This is a genomic window from Aliamphritea hakodatensis (assembly GCF_024347195.1).
In the GTDB taxonomy this organism is placed as follows: domain Bacteria; phylum Pseudomonadota; class Gammaproteobacteria; order Pseudomonadales; family Balneatricaceae; genus Amphritea; species Amphritea hakodatensis.
The window spans coordinates 3,808,874-3,831,076 of sequence record NZ_AP025281.1 but is presented as its reverse complement, the minus strand read 5'-3'; the positions used below and the strand labels follow the sequence as shown (position 1 = coordinate 3,831,076).

Below are 22,203 nucleotides of genomic sequence, written 5' to 3'. Positions count from 1 at the left end.
GTATGTCCGTCGGTATTGATGAAATCAGCTTCTACACCTCGAATTATTTTCTTGACCTCCAGCAGCTGGCTGAAGTGCATGATATAGATGTCGATAAGTACTACAAAGGCATCGGTCAGGAAAAAATGGGTATGCCTGCGCCAGACGAAGATATCGTTACTATGGCCGCCAATGCAGCATATCCTCTGATTGAGCGGGTCGGTGCAGAGTCTGTCAGCACGGTTATGTTTGCCACAGAAACCGGTATAGACCAGTCCAAGTCAGCAGGTGTGTATGTACACCGTTTGCTGGGGCTGTCGGCTAACTGCCGGGTGGTTGAACTTAAGCAGGCCTGTTACAGCGCCACTGCAGCGATTCAGATGGCCTGTGCACTGGTTGCCCGTCAGCCTGAAAAACGCGTACTGGTGATTGCCTCTGATGTTGCACGTTATGATCTGGATACGCCGGGTGAAGCCACTCAGGGATGCGGTGCCGTAGCGATGCTGATCACGGCGAATCCGCGTCTGGTGGAAATTGACCCTGAAGTGGGTAACTACACCGAAGACGTCATGGATTTCTGGCGTCCGAACTACCGTTCAACCGCACTGGTGGACGGCAAGTATTCAACCAAAATTTATCTGAAATCACTGAAACAGGCGTGGGAACATTTCTGCACCGCCAGTTCACTGGCGTTCAATGATTTTCAGCACTTTTGCTACCATCTGCCGTTTACCCGGATGGCGCAAAAAGCCCATAAGCATCTGGCTAAACTGAACCAGAGCGAGCTGAGCCCTGAAATGCTGGATTTGCAGGTGGAAGACACCCTGCTGTATAACCGGATTATCGGCAACAGCTATACCGCGTCTATGTATATCGGTCTGGTTTCGCTGCTGGAAAACTGCAAGCAGAACCTTGAAGGTAAGCGTGTCGGTTTCTTCAGTTACGGCTCCGGCTGTGTGGCTGAATTCTTCTCTGGCCGGGTTGTTGCCGGTTACGAGCAGTACCTGCACAGTGCCCGTCATAAAGCGATGCTGGCGGCCCGTAATGCGGTGTCCTATGAAGAATATCTGCGCCTGTATAACGAAGTGGAACCTACCGACGGAGGCGTTCATGAGCGCCGTCGTGAATCCACCGGCCGTTTCCGTTTAGCGAGCATTTCTCACCATAAGCGTGAGTATGTCGCTTGCTAATCAGGCGTCAGCGGTAAGTCTTGCCCCGGGCAAGCTGATCCTCAGCGGCGAACATGCCGTTGTCTATGGTGCGCCGGCACTGGCAATAGCCGTGGCGCGCCACATCCGCAGTCAGTGCAGTATCCGTCCGGATGCTGCCGCGGGTCTCTCCTGGTCATTACCGGACCTGCAACAGCAGGGTACCTTAAGCTGGGCTGATGTACGTGCTCAGCTTGCCTTGCTGGACAGCCGTCATGCTGACTTTGAAGCGGGTACGTTATCCGCTGCAGAGATCCTGCAATCTCCTCAGCAACTTGTATTGTATTGTCTGGCGCTGTGCCTGCCGGAAGCTGATCCTGATTGCCATCTGGAATTAAGTGTCTGTTCTCAGCTACCTGCCGGGGCCGGTATGGGATCATCAGCTGCCGCCGCTGCGTCGGTGTTGTCGTTAATATCGGCCCATTTCGGGCAGCCGTTAGCAAAACAAAAACTGTTTGAACGGACCCGCTACTGTGAGCGGCTTTGCCATGGCCGGGGCGGGCTTATCGATTCGGCCACGGTCAGCTTTGGCGGGCTGGTTGAAGTGCTTAACGGCGTGGCATCACCGGTACCGGATGCGGTACTCAGCGGTGACTGGTTTTATGTGAATACCGGCCGGCCAGTGAGCGGTACCGGCGAATGTGTCGAACAGGTGCGTCAGGGCTTTGCCGGTTCTGATATCTGGCAGGCATTCACCGCGGTAACTGAACAGATTAAAACCGCTGTACTGCATAAGCAGGACGCCCGCGCAGCGGTGCGCGAAAACCAGCGCCTGCTGGAAACCATCGGCGTGGTACCGGCCCGGGTTGCTGGTTTTGCCCGGGCGGTGGAAGCTGCCGGCGGAGCCGCTAAAATCAGTGGTGCGGGTGCAGTACGGGGTGATGGCGGCGGTGCCATGCTGGTATACGGTATCAGTGAGCCGGTGCTGGCCAGCCTGTGCGCCGGTTTTGATTATGAATTTTTTGCGATAGAAGAGGACAGCGACGGTGCTCGACTCAGTGATTAGAGCTTCAGCCCCCGGCAGCATTATGCTGATGGGGGAACACGCGGTGCTGTTTGGTGAACGTGCCCTGGCCTGCGCGGTAGATAAACATATTCATGTGACGCTGACCCCGCGGGATGACCGTGAGATAAATATTGATTCTGCGCTGGCAGAGTACAGTGCCAGCCTGGACGAGTTACAGCCGGACGACCGGCTAAGCTTTGTGCTGGCGGCGGTTGAGCAGCATCAGGGCGGTTTACACAAAGGTTTTGATCTGAAGATTGAAGCCGGTTTTGGCCATACTCTTGGGCTGGGATCATCCGCAGCGGTAACCGTTGCCACCACCGCCGTGCTGGACGCCTATTGTCAGCAAGCGTCCGACAGTTATGAGCTATTCCGTAAAGCGCTGGCCACTGTGCATAAAGTACAGGGACGCGGTTCCGGGACTGACCTTGCCGCCAGTGTATTCGGTGCATCGGTGGGGTATACGGTCGATCCCTGCCAGATTGAGCCGTTAGGACAGGTGCCGGAACTGAGCCTGTATTATGTGGGCTATAAAACCACTACCCCTGAGGTACTTCGACAGGTTGAGCAACATACTCAGACTCTGCCGGAGCTGTATCAGAAACTGTACTGGTTGATGGGGCAGTGTACTTTTGATGCTGAAGCCGCGCTGGCACGGCAGGACTGGTCAGCACTGGGTCAGTGTATGAATGTCTATCATGGGTTGATGGATGCGCTGGGCGTAAATGATCTGGCGTTATCGGATCTGGTGTACCGGTTACGGCAGTCGCCGGCTATTCATGGGGCGAAGATCTCCGGCTCCGGGCTGGGAGACTGCGTGCTCGCATTAGGGCGTGATCCTGAACTGGCGCTCGATTATCAGGAAATTCCGGTCAGTTTGTCACCACGGGGGGTGAATGTTGAAATTTACTAAGCAGCAGGTTGTCGCTGAATATCTGCCGGCAAGGGTTACCGCGCAAAGCATGGACGGTTTCAGCTTTGCCCCCAGTAATATTGCCCTGTGTAAATACTGGGGAAAGCGGGATGCGGAATTAAACCTGCCAATCAATTCCAGCCTGTCGGTTTCGCTGGCACATCTGGGCAGTAAAACCCGGATTCTGCTGGCGGATACCGAACAGGATCAGGTGGTGCTGAACGATGAATTGCTGGCTGCCGATAACAGTTTTGCGGTTAAGGTCATCGCCTTTATTGATATGTTCCGCCGGGGTGCCGACCATAAGGTACGGGTAGAAACGGTCAACAACATTCCTACGGCGGCGGGGCTGGCTTCATCGGCCTCTGGCTTTGCCGCGCTGATGCAGGCGGTGAATGAGTTTTACAGCCTGGAACTGGATTTCTCCCTGCAATCTGCATTTGCCCGGATGGGCAGCGGCAGTGCCAGCCGTTCGCTGTTTAACGGTTTTGTGGAATGGAACATGGGCCAGCGGGAAGATGGCATGGACAGTGTCGCGACGCCTTTAGCTACCACCTGGCCGGATTTACGTATCGGACTGATTAAAGTCAGCACCGCGCAGAAACCGGTGGATTCCCGCTCCGGCATGAACCGCACCGTTGCCACTGCGCACCTGTACCAGAGCTGGCCGATGCAGGCTGCGGCTGACCTGAGCCAGTTACATGCTGCAATCGAAAACCATGACTTTGAATTACTGGGGCAGACTGCAGAGCAGAATGCCCTGTCGATGCACGCCACCATGATCGCTTCCTGGCCGCCACTGCTGTACTGGCAGGCTGACTCTGTGACTGCGATGCATAAAATCTGGCAACTGCGGGCTGAAGGGCTAAACCTCTACTTCACCATGGATGCCGGACCTAACCTCAAGGTGCTGTTCAGCGCTGCCGATGAAGCCGCCGTGTGCGGGCAATTCCCTGACATGCAGGTAATCGCGCCGTTTGGCCACTAACGGTGACTGTATGGAAACCGCCGGGATGTCGTTAGCCACTGGCCGGGAAGGATTTATCCTTACCCGGCAGCAGTATGACGGCCGGGACGGGGTGGATTTCAGCTACTGGCTGAAAGATACCAGCGCTGCGTTCAACGTCACCATCAAAGGCCAGGAAGTGGTCTTTTTTGTGTTTGACGACGATGTTCCTGAAATACAGACCCTGCTGCACGATCTGCAGGGCTGGCGGCTGGCGGATCTGCCGTTAAAAGAGCTGGAGCAGCGGGGCGTTCACGGGCTGTATTGCCAGTCACTGGCGGTACAGCGGCAGGTGATTGAACGGCTGACCCGTGCCCATATCGGCATGATGGAAGAAGATATCCGGGGCGTTGACCGATATCTGATGGAACGTTTTATTCAGGCCGGTGCCCGGGCGATGATGACTGAACAGGGCATGCGGCTTCAGCCGGTGGACGTTAAGCCGCCGCTGAAAATGCTCTCGCTGGATATTGAAACCACGATGCGGGCGGATCATATCTTCTCCATCGGTTTCTATGCGGATGATTTCCGTCAGGTGGTAATGATCGGTGAGCCGCCTGCGGATACGCCAGATAATCAGCCCGCCGATGACTGGCTGACCTATGTGCCGGATGAGCGTCAGTTACTTAAAGCCTTTGACCGGATTACCCGGGAATACGACCCGGACATTTTCATTGGCTGGAACGTGGTCGGTTTTGATTTTCGGGTGATCTACGAACGGGCTCGGCTGCTAGGTGTGCGTCTGTCACTGGGGCGGGACAACAGCCCGCTGAATGTGATGCGTTCCGGGCAGGGTAAGTGGTTCTGCCGGATCGCCGGCCGGGTGGTCATCGACGGCATTGACACCCTCAAAGGGGCTACCTTTCAGTTCGAAAGCTTCTCTCTTGAATATGTCGCTAACCATTTGCTGGAACGGGGCAAGCTGCTTGGCCATCAGGTCGATGATGGCCTCAACCGTGGCGAAGAAATTCAGCAAACTTACCGGGACAATCCCCGCCTGCTGGCGGAATATAATCTGGAAGACTGTAAGCTGGTCTGGGATATCTTCGAAAAAGCCCAGTTGCTGCACTATCTGGTGGAGCGGGGCCGGTTAACCGGGCTGGCACTGGATAAAATCGGCGGTTCGGCGGCAGCCTTTGATAACCAGTATTTACCCCGGCTGCACCGTAAGGGCTACGTGGCCCGGGTGTATGCTTCCGGTGCAGACATGGGGGCCCCCGGCGGTTTTGTTATGGACTCGGTACCGGGGCTGTTTGAACATGTGCTGGTGCTGGACTTTAAGAGCCTGTATCCCAGTATCATTCTGACCTTTATGGTCGACCCCTATGGGCTGGCGCAGGGCACGGGTACCGAAGTGCCACCTGAGTACCTGATTCCCGGTTTTAATAACGGCGTATTCGACCGCCGTGACAGTATTCTGCCGTCGATTATTGAGACCCTGTGGTCTGCCCGGGATCAGGCCAAGGCCGAACAGAACGCGCCGCTCTCGCAGGCGATCAAGATCATCATGAACAGCTTTTACGGGGTGCTGGGATCTAATGTTTGCCGTTTCTTTGATTCCCGTCTGTCCGGTTCGATTACCCTGCGCGGTCATGAAATCCTTAACCGCACTAAAGACCGGATAGAACAGGCCTTCGGCCATAAAGTGATTTATGGCGATACCGACTCTGTGTTCGTCTGGCTGGGGAATGATTTCCCGGCAGATCAGGCGGCTGCGGAAGGCCGGCGGCTGGCCACGGAACTGAACCGCTGGTGGTGCGAGAACCTGCGGGAACGGTTTGATATCGACTGCCACCTGGAACTGGAGTTTGAGACGCACTACCAGCGTTTTCTGATGCCGACCATGCGCCATTCCGACAAAGGTACCAAGAAGCGCTATGCCGGCATTCAGTATCAGACCGATGGCAGTCACCGGATGGTTTTCAAGGGGCTTGAGAATGTCCGCTCTGACTGGACACCGCTGGCCCGGAGGGTGCAGCAGGAGCTGTATGAAAGAGTCTTTACTGACCAGCCCTATCTGGAATATCTGCAGGCGGTGCTGAAAGATTTACGGACCGGGTCAGTGGATGATGAACTGGTTTACCGCAAGCGCCTGCGCCGGCCACTGGCGGACTATCAGAAAAACAAACCGCCACAGATTCAGGCGGCACATAAGCTCTGTGAACAATTGGCGAAAGAAGGCAAGCCGGATCAGATATCCGCCGGTACCTACATTGAGTATGTGATCACTGTGAATGGCCCGGAACCTGCCCGCTACCGTACCTCGGCGATTGATTATCAACACTATGCCGACAAACAGCTGATGCCGGTGATCGATACCATTCTGGTGTTTCTTAATCAGGACTTTGAATCCCTGGCAACACCGCAGTTTCAGCTGTTCTGACGCCGGTTATTCTGGCAGGTCTTTGCTGTTAGAATGGCAACCAGTTGTTAAATCATCCTTTTTCGCCAGCAGGACCGCTTCAATGCTCAGTAATTCTCCGGTTTACCTTCAGGTTCGTGATCAGCTCTGGGAATGGATCACCGCCAACCGCCTGGGCAGCCAGGCCAGGTTACCGGCAGAACGTGAACTGGCAGAACGTTTTAAAACCACCCGGGTGACCCTGCGTCAGGCGCTGGGGCAGCTGGAAGCGGAAGGGCGCATCTACCGTTCTAACCGGCGTGGCTGGTTTGTCACGCCGGCACGGCTCAGCTATGAGCCCAGCCGTGATGCCGGTTTTACCTGCTATGTGGCTGAACAGGGCTTCGTGCCCCGTACCGAAACCCTTACCAAGATCATTACCGAAACCCCGGTCTGGCTGGCAGATCAGTGTGATATGCCGGCGGGCTCACCTATTTATCATTTCGTACGCCGCCGTTTTGTGGATGACCGCTGCCTGCTGGTGGAGCATAACTATGTTAACCCGCTGAAATGTCCGGGGCTGCTCAATCAGGATACCGACAGCTCCCTTTGGAAAATGCTGCGGGAAACCTACCAACTGGCCCCGGCTGAACGGAAAATTGAAGTCTGCTCACAGGCACTGGTGGGGGATGAAGCCAGTATTCTTAATGTCAATCAGGGCAGCACAGGCCTGTATCTGGAGCGGCTCTGTTATGACGAAAAGGGTGATTTTCTGGAGTTCGACCGGGAGTACTGGCTGCACGATGCGATTAAGCTGGTGGTGAATATTGACGGCTAGTTCTGAAGGGTTGCTTCAGGCACGTATTCTTCCTGATTTATCCCCAAAATGGTTCCAAGGCCAACCCTGTTGGCGCCCCGCGCCTTTTAACCTTGCTACTATGAGTGATCAGCGGTTACTCAGGTAGGTATATGGCTTTTTCAGATATAGCACTCGAAGTTAAAAGGCTGTCAGATGCCACGTCTGCAAAAATTGGCCAGGTGTATTTTGAGGCCCTGGTTGAATACCTCAGTGGTGTTCTGGAAGTGGACATCGTATTAATCGGCGAACTGGTTGAAAGCAATACCGCGATTCAGACTAAAGCGGTTTTCTCTAACGGTGAGCGGGCTGACAATATCGTCTATCAGTTATCCGGAACCCCCTGTGAAACGGTGGTCTGTAACGATGCCTGTGTGATCAGTAAGGATGCCCAGCTGGCCTTTCCTGAAGATCTGTTACTGCAACATATGAATGTTGAAGGCTATGTGGGAGTACCGCTTTTCTCTGTTGAGGGGGCACCTTTTGGCCTGATTATCGCCCTGAACAGTCAGCCGATTCAGAATGAAGACTTTATCCTGACATATTTTGATTTGGTTACGGGGCGAATCGCGGCCGAGTATGAACGCCTGCAGATCATGAAACTGCTGACCGATCAGGAAAAGAAATTCCGGGACATCGCCTACTGTTCATCGGACATCATCTGGGAAGTCAATGAACATCTGGAATACAGTTTTTCCTCAACCATCCCTGAGGGCATTTTAGGCTATCTGCCAGAAGAGCTGATTGGCAGAAAACCGTTCGATTTCATGCCTGAAAAAGAATCTCAAAGGGTGCAGGCGCTGTTTAAGCCCGTCTGGGATAACCGCGAGACATTTTCGGCCCTGGAAAACCTGAGCATTCATAAAGACGGCAGCCTTGTGTACCTGGAAACCAGCGGCGTGCCTATCTTTGACGCCAAAGGCGAGTTCCGTGGATACCGGGGGCTGGACCGCAACATTACCGAGCGTAAAGAGAAAGAACGGGAGCTGCAGTTAGCGGCAACCGTTCTGGAGACCGCGACCGAAGCGGTGATGGTTACGGATGTCGATAAAAAGATTATCAAGGTCAATAAAGCTTTTACTGAAATCACCGGCTACCAGCGGGATGAGGTGCTGGGTAAAACGCCAGCAGTGCTGACTTCCGGGCATCATGACGGGGCCTTTTATGTGGAGATGTTCAAGACACTTGAGCTGACCGGTAAATGGGAAAGTGAAATCTGGAACCGCAAGAAAAATGGCTCCATTTATCCCCAGTGGCTGTCTGTGTCTGCTATGTATGATGAACAGGGAGATTTAAATGGTTATGTTGCTTTGTTCAGCGACATTACCAAGCGTAAGGAGTATGAAGAAAAAATTGAGTATCAGGCAAACTATGACGCGCTGACCGGCCTTGCGAACCGGCATTTGTTAAAAGACCGGTTTGCCAGCGCAATTTACCGTTCCGACAGAAATAACAGCCTGGTCTCGTTACTGTTTATTGACCTTGACCGCTTTAAGCAGGTGAATGACAGCTTTGGCCATACCTTCGGTGACCGGTTACTCAAGCAGGTGGGGAAACGGATAAGCGGCCATGTCAGACAGTCTGATACGGTCGCCAGGCTTGGGGGGGATGAGTTTGCAGTTATCTTTCCTGATTTGCCTGATACCCATCATATGGAAGATACCATCAGAACCATACTGAATACCCTTGCTCAGCCATATCATATTGATAACAATGATGTTTATCTGTCAGCCAGCATAGGTATAACGGTTTATCCTGAAGACGGTAATACCATTGAAGAGCTGTTGAGAAATGCAGACAGCGCCATGTATAAAGCCAAAAACAGTGGCCGTAATACCTTTCAGTATTATTCTGCAGATATGCATCTGGAAGCACAGCAGCGTATCGAGCTTGAAAACGCGCTGCGAAAAGCCGCTGTCAGGCAGGAATTCGTACTGCATTACCAGCCGGTCATTGATGCCCGTACAAACTGCATCGTCGGAGCCGAAGCCCTGATACGCTGGCAACGTCCTGACGTGGGGCTGGTGTACCCCAATGATTTTATTGGCCTGGCGGAAGAGTGTGGGTTAATTACCGTCATGGGGGAGTGGGTGCTGCAGGAAGCTTGCTCTCAGATCGCGCACATACTGGACAGCTGCCCGGATGACTTCTTTGTTTCTGTGAACGTCTCATGTGATCAGTTTAAGAATGGAAACATGCCGGCGCTGGTGGCCGGCACATTGCAGGCAACCGGGCTGGCGCCGCACCGGCTGGTTCTCGAAATTACCGAGAGCATCATGCTCAACGATGATTGTCTGATTCTGGAACAGTTTGAAAAGCTGAGACGCTTAGGTATTGGCATTTCAATTGATGATTTCGGTACCGGGTATTCGTCACTGAGTTATCTGCATAAGTATCCGATCACCACGCTTAAAATTGACCGCTCCTTTGTCAACGAACTCAGCTCTGATAACCATGGCCATGCGCTGGTGACTGCCATACTGGCGATGTCTGACAGCCTGGGCCTTAAGGTCATCGCTGAAGGCATCGAACAGGAAAGTCAGGCGGGTATTCTTGCAAAGGAAGGGTGCATGTATTTCCAGGGGTATCTGTACAGCAAACCTTTAGCCTTTGAGGCATTTCAGCAGCTGGTGAGCGACTCGCATAGTATTTCTGACGGATAAATGCAGTATTAACCCGGTTTTGCACGGACTTAAGATATCCCGTGGCAGCTGCTGCGTAGCAAAGTAGGTTGCCCTGCGAGTCTGCTTTGGCAGTCCCCCCCCTGTCATTACAGCTGCCTGTCCCGGAGGTATTACTTCCCTTAAACACTCCCCCCAGCTTTTCTCCATCGACAGGATTGTCATTCCCCTGTAATATTTCGACCATACAATCTGGTCTATACCAGATTGAGTTGTAGTTTTTCTGCTTTCAATCGAGATGAGACTTTAAGCCATGGCGTTACGCATTTTTGACCTGGACGAAACACTGACCTGTTGCGATACCTCTTCGCTGTTTTGTGAATATCTGAAGGATACCGGTCTGGTGACTGATCCTGAATTTATAGCAGAAGAAGAACGGCTGATGGAGCAGTACACACAAGGGTGTATGTCGGTGCATGAATACATTGCGTTTCAGGTAAAGCCGCTGGCGCATATGAGTGTGGCGGAGATCGATCATCTCACTGAGAGTTTTGTCGCTGAAGTGATCGTGGCGAAGATTTATCCCCAGGCAAAGACATTGCTGAAGGAGCTGCGCAGTGCCGGTCACCGGTTAGTGATTGTCTCGGCGACAGCAGCCTTCATTGTACGGGCGGTGGCGAAGCAACTGGCTGTGGAAGATGTGCTGGCGATCGAGCTGGTGACGGAGAACAACCGTTATACCGGTGAGGTCGACGGGGTGCCAACCTATCAGGAGGGCAAAGTTACCCGGCTGCATGCATGGCTTGAAGCGGAGCAGGAGTCGTTGGAAGGCGCGGCGTTTTACAGCGATTCCATGAATGATCTGCCCTTGCTGGAAGTGGTGGAACAGCCCGTGGCGACCAACCCTGATCCGCGCCTGGCAGTAATCGCCGGAGAGCGCAACTGGCCACAACTTAACTGGACCATTTAGGCGGCGGTCAGAATTTCTGCCCGCCATTGTATGAAACCGGTTTTTCAGGTGAGAAGAAACCGGATAACTCTGACGGGCAGACCTATGTATCCAATCGTTAAACACATTACAGATTTGTTTGCTGCCGAAGGCAACCAGACCTACGGCGAAGACATTACACAAACCGAACATGCTGTGCAGTGTGCTGAGCTGGCGGTACGTGCCGGTGAATCTGATGAGCTGGTAACGGCAGCACTGTTACATGACATCGGACATTTGCTGGCAGCCACCGATCTTGCTTACGGCAATTACAAGCACGATGCCGTGGGGGCTGAGTTTCTGGCGGACTACTTCTCACCGGCAGTGACCGAGCCGATCCGTTTACATGCGCAGGCGAAGCGCTATTTGTGTTCGGTGGAGCAGGGCTATCTGGAAGGCCTGTCTGCAGCATCACTGGATTCATTCCACCATCAGGGCGGCCTGATGACCCCTGAAGAGCGGGATGCTTTTCTGGCTGAAACCTATTCTGAGTCTGCCATTAAACTGCGTCGCTGGGACGACGAAGGTAAGATTCAGGAGCTGAGCCTGCAGCCGTTTACACACTACCTGCCGCAGCTGCAGGCCAGCACTCAGCGAATGGAACAGGGGGCCTGATCATGTCTGCATTTAATAAAGACCGTTTTATGCGTCAGGGCTATATTGTGCTGGAACAGGGGCTGAATACCGGGGATATGCAGATGCTGGAAGCCGCCAGTGCTGACCTGTACGGTCATTCCGGTCAGTTGCTGGGACAGATACAGCAAAGCGGTGAAAGCCTGAATGACTTCTATCAGCAGAACCTTGCTGAGCTGATCGTTGTGCCTGAAATTGATGATCCGCTAAAGGTATGCCGCTACGAATATATTAAAGGCTATAACCCGGTTATCCGTGAGCAACTGGTGCCTAAGTTACAGGGGTTTATTAAAGCCCTGACCGGCGATGACTTCGTGTTGTTTAAAGATAAGTGCAACGCTAAAAATCCGGGCGGCGGCGCGTTCGAACCCCATCAGGATGTGATTGCCTACAATCACCTCAAACCTAATTTCCATGTGACCGTGGCGATCTTTCTGGATGAAGCAACCCTGGAAAACGGTTGTCTGTACTTCCCGGAAAATTACCGTCGGGATCTGGAAGGCCATGATTATGCATTACAGACTACACCGAACGGTGAATTGCCGATCCTGCCCAGCTATGACGGCGGCAGCAGCCACGGTGCGATTCAGCAGGAGGTGGTCGACCGGATTAAGTGGCAGCCGGTTGAAGCAAAACCCGGTGATGTGGTGATTTTCGATTCCTACGTACCCCATTATTCTGAGAAAAATGCTTCGGAAAAATCCCGCCGGGCGATGTTCTACACCTTTAATGCGCAGCATTTCGGCGATTTCTATGATGCGTACTACGACATGAAACACCGGGAGTTTGATAACCCGAGTTTTCACGTAGCCACACCTACCGCTCACAGTAAGTCTGCGCTGTAACGGCTGCAGGAAACGGCAGAGAACGGGATGCATTGCATCCCGTTTTTTTTGGTTTGTCGAATGTGAATCGTTTTGAATGCCGGCAGGGCCGTTCGCTGAAATTGTAAAAATTCCGTTATCTGGCTGTCACTTATCTGTCATTAACCGGCCTGATAATAATTTGGTATAGACCAGCTGCCGTGGCGTTTCCTGCCCGGGCTGAACAATAACAACGGCTTAGCCGTTACTTCTGTGCTGAACGAGGATTTAAAGATGAAACTGATGGCGAAAGTCCGTGTATTGGCGGCTGCACTGGGAATGGGCGCTGCACTGCAGGCTCAGGCACAAACCGATCTGACTGTATATACGGCACTGGAAGCCGATCAGCTGAAAAGCTATGCCAAAGCCTTTGAGAAAAATAACCCGGAGGTGAAGATCCGCTGGGTGCGCGATTCCACCGGTATTATCACCGCCCGTTTGCTGGCTGAAAAAGAAAACCCACAGGCCGACGTGGTACTGGGTCTGGCGGCGACCAGCCTGCTGGTGCTGAAAGATCAGGGGATGCTGCAGAGCTATAAGCCTGCCGGCGTTGAAAAACTGAGCAAGAAGTTTGTTGATGCCGATGCGACACCTTCATGGGTGGGGATGGACGCCTGGGTTGCTTCTATCTGTTACAACACGGTTGAAGCTGAGAAGCTGAACCTGCCTAAGCCTGCCAGTTGGCAGGATCTTACCCGGCCGGAATATAAAGGCCATGTGATCATGCCAAATCCGAACTCTTCCGGTACCGGCTTCCTGGACGTATCCAGCTGGCTGCAAAGCTTCGGTGAAGAGCAGGGCTGGGCCTTCATGGACAAGTTACACACCAACATCGACCGTTACACCCACTCCGGTTCCAAGCCTTGTAAGCTGGCGGCTGCCGGCGAGACGGCCATTGGTATTTCCTTCGCTTACCGCGGTGCCAAGCTGGTAAACAAAGGCGCGCCGATTGATGTGATTTTTCCGACTGAAGGACTGGGCTGGGACATGGAAGCCGCGGCGATTGTTAAAGGCACTGACAAGCTGAACGCTGCTAAAACCCTGATGGACTGGGCGGTTACCCGTCCGGCAAACGAGTTGTATAACGAAAGCTACGCTGTGGTTGCTATGCCAGGCGTTGCCAAGCCAATCAAAAACTACCCGGCCGATATTGCTGACCGCATGATCAGCAACGATTTCCAGTGGTCTGCTGTCAACCGCGCACGCATCCTGAAAGAGTGGCAACAGCGTTACGACAGCAAGAGCGAACCTAAGAAGTAAGCCAGGTTCCGTACTGAAAAGCGGCAGGTCTTTCCGTCTGCCGCTTTCTTTTATTTAGACGCCGTTTTAAGAATTAGCCAGGCCGCCTGAGACAGGATGTCAGCAGGTGACTGAAACTGGAGTGAGACACATGTCTGCTGCCCCGTATTTAAACATTCATCAACTGGAAAAGCGCTTTGGCGAATTCATCGCCCTGCAGGATATCTCGTTAGAGATTAAGGAAGGGGAATTTGTCTGCTTTCTCGGGCCGTCCGGTTGTGGCAAAACCACATTGTTGCGGACCATCGCCGGTCTGGAGCAGGCGCAGCAGGGGAACATTGTTCAGGCGGGTAAAGATATTACTTCCCTGCCACCTCAGCAGCGTGACTTCGGCATTGTGTTTCAGTCCTACGCATTATTTCCGAACCTGACCGTCAGCGATAACATTGCCTATGGTCTGGTGAATAACAAACTCAGCCGGCAGAACCGCACAGCGCGGGTGAACGACCTGCTGGAACAGATTGATCTGCCGGGCATTGGCGAGAAATATCCGGGGCAGCTATCCGGCGGTCAGCAGCAACGGGTTGCACTGGCGCGGGCGCTGGCGATTCAGCCGGGGCTGTTATTGCTGGATGAGCCTCTGTCGGCGCTGGATGCCCGGGTACGGTTGCACCTGCGTAAAGAAATCTGTGAATTGCAGCGGGCGCTGGGCATTACCACCATCATGGTCACCCATGACCAGGATGAAGCCCTGACCATGGCTGACCGTATCGTGGTGATGGATCACGGCACTATTGCACAGGTTGGCACGCCGGAAGACATATACCGGCACCCGGCCACTGCCTTCGTAGCACGTTTTATTGGCAGTATGAATCTGCTGCCGGGCCGGGTACTGGAAGGGCATAACCTGCTGATCGGTGATACGGAACTGTCTCTGCCGCTGATGCTTGATCAGAACGTGGAAGAGGGCTTACTGGGTTTCCGTCCGGAAATGATCCGCGTGTTACAGGGCCCTGAAGAAGTCAAAGCCGATACGCTGTTGTTACAGGGGGATGTTACCCAGGTGAACTTTATGGGGGCCTTTGTGCGGCTGGTGGTGACCATCGCCCGGGATACCGACATTGAAGTGGATATGCCGGTACAGCAACACGCCTTACATACCCCCGCCGTGGGTGAACGCCTGCAAATGGCAATTGAAGCGGACAATCTGCATTTTTATCCTGAACCTCCGACGGCTGAACCACCCCGGGTCAGCATCCGTCAGCCACAGCCTGCTGCCAGTCATGAACCGGTACTGGATGACATAATCGACAGCGTGATGGAGGCGCAGGCATGAGTACCATTGCTGCCCGCCGGTTAGTGCCTGTCTGGAATACTGAAGCGTTCGTCCAAAGGGCTTTGCTGTTGCTGGGTGTAGTGTTTCTGATTCTCGGTTTACTGGCGCCGCTGAGCACCATGTTGCTGAAGAGCTTGCAGGATCAGGCCGGTAATTACATTGGACTGGCGAACTACGCGGAGTATTTCACCAATCCGGCGTTGTTTGGCTCGATCATTAACTCGCTGATCATTGCCTGCTGGACCACAGTAATCGTGGTGACCTGTGCCTTTGTGACTGCCTATGCGCTGACCCGCAGCGGAATGGCCGGTAAAAAAGGTTTCCGGCTGATCAGCAGCCTGCCGTTATTTGCCCCTTCACTGCTACCCGCCCTGAGCATGATCTATCTGTTTGGTAATCAGGGCATTCTTAAAGACTGGTTGCCGGTAGATTCCATCTATGGCCCGGTGGGTATCGTCATGGGGTTATGTTTCTGGATCTTTCCCCATGCCCTGATGATTCTGATCACCGCGCTGTCGAACAGTGATGCCCGCCTGTACGAAGCGGCCAAAGCACTGAAAACACCGGGCTGGCGGGTCTTTCTGACCATCACTTTACCCGGTGTGCGGTACGGGCTGGTGAATACCGTATTTGTCTGTTTCACCCTGGCAATTACCGATTTTGGTGTCGCCAAGGTCATCGGTGGCCAGTACAACGTGCTGGCAACGGATATCTATAAGCAGGTGGTGGGCCAGCAGAATTTCCAGATGGGGGCGGTGGTCAGCATGATTCTGCTGTTGCCGGCCATTCTGTCATTCTGGATTGAACGCCGGGTGCAGAAACGCCAGACCGCGCAGGTAAGCGCCCGTGCCGTCGCTATTCAGCCAGAGTCTCAGCCGTTAAGGGACAGGCTGCTGATGCTGTTCTGTGGTGCTATCGCGGCATTTCTCCTGCTGGTGATTGGCATGGCAATATACGCATCACTGATTACATTCTGGCCGTACAATCTGACCCTGTCACTGGATAATTATCAGTTCGATATGATGGATGGCGGGGGCTGGGAGTCATACTTTAATTCCCTGCGGATGGCGTTCTGGGTGGCGATTACCGGCACGGCAGTCATCTTCATGCTGGCGTATCTGAACGAGAAAATTAAAGCCTTACCCCTGTTACGCAAAACCATGCAGTTTCTGGCGATGCTGCCCATGGCTGTACCGGGCATGGTGCTGGGATTGTCGTATATATTCTTTTTTAATTCGCCGACTAATCCGCTGAACTTTATGTACGGCACACTGGCGATTCTGGTGCTCAATACACTGGTGCATTTCTACACCGTGTGCCACCTCACGGCCAGTACCAGCCTGAAGCAGATTGACGGTGAGTTTGAATCGGTATCCGCCTCGCTGAAAGTGCCTTTTTACACCACGTTCCGCCGGGTAACCCTGCCGTTATGTCTGCCTGCAGTGCTGGATATTTCGGTGTATCTGTTTGTGAATGCCATGACCACAGTGTCGGCGGTGGTGTTTTTGTATTCCGCAGAGACCACGCTGGCCTCGGTGGCGGTGATTAATATGGATGAAGCGGGGGATACAGCACCGGCAGCGGCAATGGCCGTATTACTGATGTTTACTGCGCTGGGGATAAAAAGCTGCCACTGGTTTATCAGTAAGGAGCTGCTGTCCCGCAGCCAGCGCTGGCGCTACGCTTAAAATGTGTTTTGCCTGTCCGGTACCTGGGTCATGACGCATCGACTTAAGTACCGGATTTTTTTGATCTGGCTTCCTGTTTTCTGGTCTATACCAGATTGCTCCGTTATATCCTTCCTGTATAATTTCTGCTTCACTAATCCCACACGTATTGGGCCGCATCGGGCCTGTTGAGGTGAGTATGTACCGTTATTCCCGCCAGTATACCGGACCGGTTCAGGCCATTATTATGGACTGGGCAGGCACCACTGTCGATTTTGGCTCACGGGCACCGATTGAAGGTTTTCAGCGTTTATTTGCCAGCCGTGGTATTGAACTGAGCGAAGCGGAAGCACGGGGGCCAATGGGGACTGAGAAGCGGGAACATATCCGTCAGCTGTGTGAGTTGTCCCGTATCCGTGAGGCCTGGAAGGTGCAATTCGGTAAACTGCCGGACAGCCATGATATCGATGCGATGTTCGACGATTTCGTGCCGCTGCAGATTGAAGCCATTGCCGCAGCTTCAGACCTGATTCCCGGCGTTACTGAGTTGCTTGCATGGGCGAAGCGGCGGGATATCCGCATCGGTGCCAACACCGGTTACGCAGAGTCTATGGTGGCGGGGCTGTTGGAGCGCGCTGCGAAGCAGGGCTACCGTCCGGAAAGTATGGTGTGTGCCACACAGGTCAGCAAAGGCCGGCCCTATCCCTATATGAGCCTGCTTAACGTCATGGAACTGGGGGTTAAGAATCTGGCCGCCTGCGTCAAAATTGATGATACCCAGCCGGGCATCGAAGAAGGCCTGAATGCCGGTATGTGGACCATTGCGCTGGCCTGCAGCGGCAATGAAGTGGGGCTGAGCCTTGAAGCATGGCAGGCTCTGACGGCGGATGAACAGGAAGTGTACCGTCAGCCGGCCTGCGAAAAATTCCACAGAGGTGGCGCCCATTATGTGGTGGATACCATCGCCGATGCGGTGACCTGCCTTGAAGATATCAGCCGCCGTCTGGCGTCGGGAGAACAGCCTTGAGCGCCATGGCCATCGGTCTGATTCTGATCTCGACGTTATTACATGCCGGCTGGAACTCTATGGGTAAAAAATCCGGCACCAGTATTTCGTTTTATATGTGGGCAACCGCCTTTGGAATGCTTATTTTCAGCCCCTTTCTGCTGGAGGTCTGGCGGGATGTGGTGGCAATGCCGGCAAAATTCTGGTGGCTGATTCTGGCCTCAGGTATTTGCCAGACGGTGTATCTGGTGGGGCTGGCGAAAGCCTATCAGGGGGGCGACCTGAGCATTGTCTATCCGCTGGCCCGGGCGTTACCGGTGCTGATTGTCCCTCTGCTGGTGCTTGGCGCTTACGGACACAGCCTGTTATCTATTGAAGATATCGCTGCCATGCTGCTGATCTTTGCCGGGGCGATGGTGCTGCCGGTGCGGCGCTGGCGGGAATGGCACCTGCGGGCCTATATGACGCCGGCGGTAGGCTGGGCTATTGTTGCGGCATTAGGCACAGCGGGGTATTCATTTACCGACAGTGCAGCCGTTCACCTGATGCGTGAAGAAGGCTTTACGGCGTTCCAGGCGGGCAGTGCTTTTGCGGTGGTGCAGGCCGGTGGAATTGTGCTCTGTATGTTGCCGGTGTCTTTGCTCCTGTTTAAAGAATCCTTGTTCGGGACGGTGTTTAACCGTCCGGGGGCTGTTCGCTCAGTGGCCCTCACCGGGCTGTTCATTGTCGGCACCTATCTGCTGGTCCTTATCAGTATGTCGATGGTGACCGAAGTCAGTTACGTGGTGGCGCTGCGCCAGCTGAGCATTCCTATCGGGGTGGCCATTGGTATCCTGTGGCTGAAAGAGTCCGTCAGCATCAGCCGCATGCAGGGGGTCAGCATGATGCTGATCGGCCTGATCTTTGTGTCCCTGTAGCCGTCATGCTTCAGGGACGGTTATCAGCATATTTCCCTTCAAGCGGAATGATCAGCGGACAGCCTGCTTCCGGGTGGGGGTGTATCTGACAGCGAAGGTTAAATGTCCGGCTGATCAGTGCTTCTGAAACGGTTTCACCCGGGCTGCCCTGAGCGATGATTTTACCGGCTTTCATGAAAATCAGCTGATCGGCAAATTCGAATGCCTGATTAAGCTCATGGAGCACCACAAGGATGGTTTTCCGATGGTGTCTGTTGAGTTTTCTGATCAGGTTAAGCAGCTCATACTGATGGCTCAGGTCCAGATAGCTGGTGGGTTCATCCAGCATGAGGATATCTGTATCCTGAGCCAGCACCATCGCCAGCCACGCCCGTTGGCGCTGGCCACCGGACAGACTGCCCAGAGATCTGTCTGCCAATACTTCCAGATCGGTATCAGCCAGTGCTTTAAGGACAGCTTGCTTATCAGCTTCTGTCGGCGGCAGAAAACTCCGCCGGTACGGGTACCGGCCAAGCATAACCAGTTCGCTGACGGTGAGTGTCTCCGGCGCGGCAGGGTGCTGTGGCAAAAATGCCATCATCTGAGCAAGTTGTTTTAGCGGAATTGACTCCAGTGTCTGGTTGCCTATCCATATCTCACCGGCTTGTTTCGGGTGCAGGCCGGCAAGGGTACGCAGCAGGGTCGATTTACCGCAGCCGTTGGCGCCCAGCAATACCGTTATCTGTCCTTTTGGTATCCGGATCTGTGATTCGTTAATCAGTGTTGTTTGGCTGTAGCCTGCTCGCAGACAGTTGCTGCGGATGGCGGTTTCAGTCATGGATTCAGTGTCTCAGGATACGTTGCTGCCACAGCAGGATCAGAATAAAAACAGGGACGCCACCCAGTGCCAGCATAAGACCCGCCGGTATCTGTACCGGCGCGAACAGGGTTCGGCCGAGCGTATCGGCAAGCATGGTCAGTACCGCACCGTAGCAGAGGGTTGGCAGTGCCAGTTTTGCCGGCTGGGGAGGGTGGAGTTTTCGGGCAATATGCGGGGCCAGCAGGCCTGCGAAGCTCAGTGTGCCGGCAGCAGCCACGGCAATGGCACAAAGGGCACAGGCAGTCAGCAATGCCGCGCCTTCTATAAAAGGGGTTCTGCTGCCCAGCATTCGGGCGCTGTCATTGTCGAGTAACATCGGAGTGATCTGACGGCAGATTATATAGGCCACAGGCAGCAGCAGGAGGCTCCAGAAAAAACTGACCGACAGGGTCTGAGCATCGGTGCTGCTGAAGCTGCCAGCCAGCCAGGTCATGACCGTGGCCAGACGCTGGGTTTCTGTGAATACCAGCAGGCAGCCCGTCAGAGCACTCAGCAGGGTGCTTAATCCTATGCCCGTCAGAATCAGGGCAATGGGAGCCATACCGCGGCACAGCCACCACAGGGTGAGCGCGGTTAACACACCGCCGCCCAGTCCGGTCAGGGGCAGTAAGAGTCCGTTCACTTGCGGTTGCCAGATGACAGTACTGATGACGGCCAGTGCTGCCCCCTGATTGATGCCAATAATGCCCGGATCAGCCAGCTGATTACCGGAAACGGTTTGTAAAAGCAGCCCTGCAATGCCCAGACCCGCGCCGACCAGAGCCGCAACCAGTACCCGGGGGAGACGCAGCTCCAGCACTGTCTGGCTGAATATGTCCCATTGCAGGGTGTCGGTCAGCATTTGCCAGGATGAGTTACTCCCGTTCAGTAAACACAGAACCGTTACCGCCGGCAGGAGTATCAGATAAGGTGAACGTGTTACGACAGTCATTATGATACCCGGTACTTTTGCCGGATTTGCCAGATAAACCATGGCACGCCAACCGCTGCCAGAACGGTGCTTGGCGGTAAGCGGTCACTGGCATCCAGCCATTGCACGCCGGTATCGGCAAGTAACAGCAGCAGAGCTCCCAGTACGATACTGCCGGTGAGATGCCAGCTCAGTTGTTCTGACAGCCAGAGCCGGGCCAGATGTGGCACGACAAGGCCGATAAACATTATCGGACCGCATACCGCGACAGCCGCTGCGGTCAGCAGGAGGACGGTGGCACTGACCAGCAGCAGAATGTGGGTGGGATTGGCTCCCAGCCCCCGGGCGGTTTCCTGCCCGGTTTCTAACAGCTGTAATGGCCGGCACAGGCTGAACGCCAGCAGGATGCCCGCGATAACCTGAGCAGCCAGCCAGGGAAGGGTTTGTGGGTTAACCCCTGAGAGTGATCCGGCCAGCCAGAAACGGATCGCATCCAGTGCGTGCTGATCAAGTATGAGCGCCAGGCTGGTCAGCGCGGCGAATAACGTGCTGATCAGGGCGCCAAACAATAAAAGGCTGTCGGTTGCCAGGGCACCGGTTGCCAGCCGGACAATGACAAAGACTGCCAGCATTGCCAGCGTGGCACCTGAAAATGCGGCAATGAAACTCAGCACCGGGCTGAACGGTAGCGGTGAAATCAGCAGGAGTGCCAACGCCAGCGCGGCCCCCTGATTGAGCCCTATCAGGCCGGGGCTGGCCAGTGAATTGCGTGTCAGGCGTTGCAGCAGACAGCCGGCGCAGCCGAGCGCAGCCCCGGTCAGGATAGCTGTCTGAAGACGCGGTATGCGTAATTCGGTAATGATCAGAGTGGCCACCGGATCGGCATTTCCTGAAGGCAGCAGCCACTGCCATAACTGCTCCGGTGTGGGGCCGCTGTCACCGGTAACTAATGCTGCCGGTAGCAGAGCCAGCGCAATGGCGATGCCGGTTATCAGCCGAACCGGCAGGTGTTTTTCAGTTAACTGCATAGGTTTCCAGAATGTTCTGAAGGTCATTGAGAACGTTTTTTGCCGCGATCGGGCCGATGCCCAGCATCCAGTAACTGTCGTTCACCGGGTGTAATTTACCTTCAAGTAATCTCCAGAAAGGTGTTTGCTGCCAGCTTTGAATGAGTGATCCCTGAGTTTCGGAGTATTCACTCAGCAGAATCAGGGGGGCATCCAGCTGGGTAATTTTTCCGGGGGACCGTAGCCGTACAGCAAAGCCAGAGACGTTCTGGGATGGCGGCCGTCTGATGCTACAGCGCTGCAGAATGGAGCCAATAAAGGAATCAGTAAGATACAGGCGTATATGGGTTTGCATGGAGCGGACAACTGAGACCGGAGGACGTCCGGTGCGCGCATAGAGTGCGGTCACCCGGTCGCATTGCTGTGCAAACTGTTGCTGCCATTGTGTGGCTTTATCTGTGCGGTTCAGTGCGCTGGCAAACAGCTTCAGATTATCCATCCAGCTGGCGCCTATGGATTCACTGAATACTGTTGGCGCGATGGCGGAGAGTTGCTGATAGATTTTGCCGTGGCGCAATTTGCTGCCGAGAATCAGATCCGGCTGTAGCTGTAAAAGGCGTTCCAGATCCGGTTCCTGAACAATGCCCAGCGAGGCAATGCTGTTAGCCTGAACAGGCAGGTATGCGGGCAGATTACCCACCTGATAGGGTGTGGTTGCAGCAACCGGTAAAACGCCAAGCGCCAGAGCGGTGTCCAGCTCGCCGGTATCCAGCACCGCGACTCTGAGTGGCTGCAACGGGACACAGCTGTGTCCCATTGCGTGCTGAACCGGCCGACAGTTGTCGGCC

General features: G+C 54.3%; 19 protein-coding genes. 15 read left to right on the top strand and 4 right to left on the bottom strand.

Annotation, left to right across the window (positions count from 1 at the left end; translation table 11 throughout):
* Positions 1 to 2 precede the first annotated feature (2 nt).
* The 15 genes from PCI15_RS17495 to PCI15_RS17425 all read left to right on the top strand — a co-directional run bounded on the left by PCI15_RS17495 (position 3) and on the right by PCI15_RS17425 (position 18,579).
* On the top strand, positions 3 to 1,169 hold the full coding sequence (locus PCI15_RS17495; RefSeq protein WP_271271217.1) for a hydroxymethylglutaryl-CoA synthase: 1,167 nt from the start codon (positions 3 to 5) through the stop codon (positions 1,167 to 1,169).
* Complete coding sequence (locus tag PCI15_RS17490; protein ID WP_271271216.1) at positions 1,156 to 2,193, top strand: mevalonate kinase family protein; 1,038 nt, start codon at positions 1,156 to 1,158, stop codon at positions 2,191 to 2,193. The genes PCI15_RS17495 and PCI15_RS17490 overlap by 14 nt, the downstream gene beginning before the upstream one ends.
* Positions 2,186 to 3,106, top strand: a complete 921-nt coding sequence (locus PCI15_RS17485; RefSeq protein WP_271271215.1) for a mevalonate kinase family protein — start codon at positions 2,186 to 2,188, stop codon at positions 3,104 to 3,106. Before PCI15_RS17490 ends, PCI15_RS17485 begins: the two co-directional genes overlap by 8 nt.
* Positions 3,090 to 4,094 (top strand): diphosphomevalonate decarboxylase, encoded by a 1,005-nt coding sequence (gene mvaD / locus PCI15_RS17480; protein ID WP_271271214.1) that lies wholly within the window; start codon positions 3,090 to 3,092, stop codon positions 4,092 to 4,094. The genes PCI15_RS17485 and mvaD overlap by 17 nt, the downstream gene beginning before the upstream one ends.
* A gap of 25 nt (positions 4,095 to 4,119) precedes the next feature.
* Positions 4,120 to 6,495, top strand: coding sequence for a DNA polymerase II (locus PCI15_RS17475; protein WP_271271213.1), 2,376 nt, complete (start codon positions 4,120 to 4,122; stop codon positions 6,493 to 6,495).
* Positions 6,496 to 6,577: 82 nt separating this feature from the next.
* Positions 6,578 to 7,291 (top strand): UTRA domain-containing protein, encoded by a 714-nt coding sequence (locus tag PCI15_RS17470; protein ID WP_271271212.1) that lies wholly within the window; start codon positions 6,578 to 6,580, stop codon positions 7,289 to 7,291.
* A 131-nt stretch (positions 7,292 to 7,422) separates the two neighbouring features.
* Entirely contained in the window at positions 7,423 to 9,972 is a 2,550-nt protein-coding gene (locus PCI15_RS17465; RefSeq protein ID WP_271271211.1) for a sensor domain-containing protein, read from the top strand.
* 271 nt (positions 9,973 to 10,243) lie between these two features.
* Positions 10,244 to 10,900 carry an HAD family hydrolase gene (locus PCI15_RS17460; RefSeq protein WP_271271210.1) on the top strand — a complete coding sequence of 219 codons (657 nt, stop codon included), beginning with the start codon at positions 10,244 to 10,246 and terminating at the stop codon, positions 10,898 to 10,900.
* A gap of 84 nt (positions 10,901 to 10,984) precedes the next feature.
* A complete protein-coding gene (locus PCI15_RS17455) occupies positions 10,985 to 11,533 on the top strand; it encodes an HD domain-containing protein (protein ID WP_271271209.1) in 549 nt (182 codons plus the stop codon).
* A 2-nt stretch (positions 11,534 to 11,535) separates the two neighbouring features.
* Complete coding sequence (locus PCI15_RS17450; RefSeq protein WP_271271208.1) at positions 11,536 to 12,396, top strand: phytanoyl-CoA dioxygenase family protein; 861 nt, start codon at positions 11,536 to 11,538, stop codon at positions 12,394 to 12,396.
* A 261-nt stretch (positions 12,397 to 12,657) separates the two neighbouring features.
* Positions 12,658 to 13,674: a putative 2-aminoethylphosphonate ABC transporter substrate-binding protein gene (locus PCI15_RS17445; protein WP_271274642.1), complete on the top strand. Its 1,017-nt coding sequence runs from the start codon at positions 12,658 to 12,660 to the stop codon at positions 13,672 to 13,674.
* Positions 13,675 to 13,804: 130 nt separating this feature from the next.
* Positions 13,805 to 14,989 carry a putative 2-aminoethylphosphonate ABC transporter ATP-binding protein gene (locus PCI15_RS17440; RefSeq protein ID WP_271271207.1) on the top strand — a complete coding sequence of 395 codons (1,185 nt, stop codon included), beginning with the start codon at positions 13,805 to 13,807 and terminating at the stop codon, positions 14,987 to 14,989.
* Complete coding sequence (locus tag PCI15_RS17435) at positions 14,986 to 16,677, top strand: putative 2-aminoethylphosphonate ABC transporter permease subunit (RefSeq protein WP_271271206.1); 1,692 nt, start codon at positions 14,986 to 14,988, stop codon at positions 16,675 to 16,677. Before PCI15_RS17440 ends, PCI15_RS17435 begins: the two co-directional genes overlap by 4 nt.
* Before the next feature lie 178 nt (positions 16,678 to 16,855).
* Entirely contained in the window at positions 16,856 to 17,683 is an 828-nt protein-coding gene (gene phnX / locus PCI15_RS17430; protein ID WP_271271205.1) for a phosphonoacetaldehyde hydrolase, read from the top strand.
* A 5-nt stretch (positions 17,684 to 17,688) separates the two neighbouring features.
* A complete protein-coding gene (locus PCI15_RS17425; RefSeq protein ID WP_271274641.1) occupies positions 17,689 to 18,579 on the top strand; it encodes an EamA family transporter in 891 nt (296 codons plus the stop codon).
* Between the two features lie 10 nt (positions 18,580 to 18,589).
* Here PCI15_RS17425 and PCI15_RS17420 read toward each other — a convergent pair whose 3' ends face one another.
* The 4 genes from PCI15_RS17420 to PCI15_RS17405 are packed head-to-tail and all read right to left on the bottom strand — an operon-like array spanning position 18,590 to position 22,172.
* Positions 18,590 to 19,396 carry an ABC transporter ATP-binding protein gene (locus PCI15_RS17420; RefSeq protein ID WP_271271204.1) on the bottom strand — a complete coding sequence of 269 codons (807 nt, stop codon included), beginning with the start codon at positions 19,394 to 19,396 and terminating at the stop codon, positions 18,590 to 18,592.
* 4 nt (positions 19,397 to 19,400) lie between these two features.
* Positions 19,401 to 20,369, bottom strand: coding sequence for a FecCD family ABC transporter permease (locus PCI15_RS17415; RefSeq protein ID WP_271271203.1), 969 nt, complete (start codon positions 20,367 to 20,369; stop codon positions 19,401 to 19,403).
* A complete protein-coding gene (locus PCI15_RS17410; protein ID WP_271271202.1) occupies positions 20,369 to 21,376 on the bottom strand; it encodes a FecCD family ABC transporter permease in 1,008 nt (335 codons plus the stop codon). Before PCI15_RS17410 ends, PCI15_RS17415 begins: the two co-directional genes overlap by 1 nt.
* Positions 21,363 to 22,172, bottom strand: coding sequence for an iron-siderophore ABC transporter substrate-binding protein (locus PCI15_RS17405; RefSeq protein ID WP_271271201.1), 810 nt, complete (start codon positions 22,170 to 22,172; stop codon positions 21,363 to 21,365). Before PCI15_RS17405 ends, PCI15_RS17410 begins: the two co-directional genes overlap by 14 nt.
* Between the last annotated feature and the right edge of the window lie 31 nt (positions 22,173 to 22,203).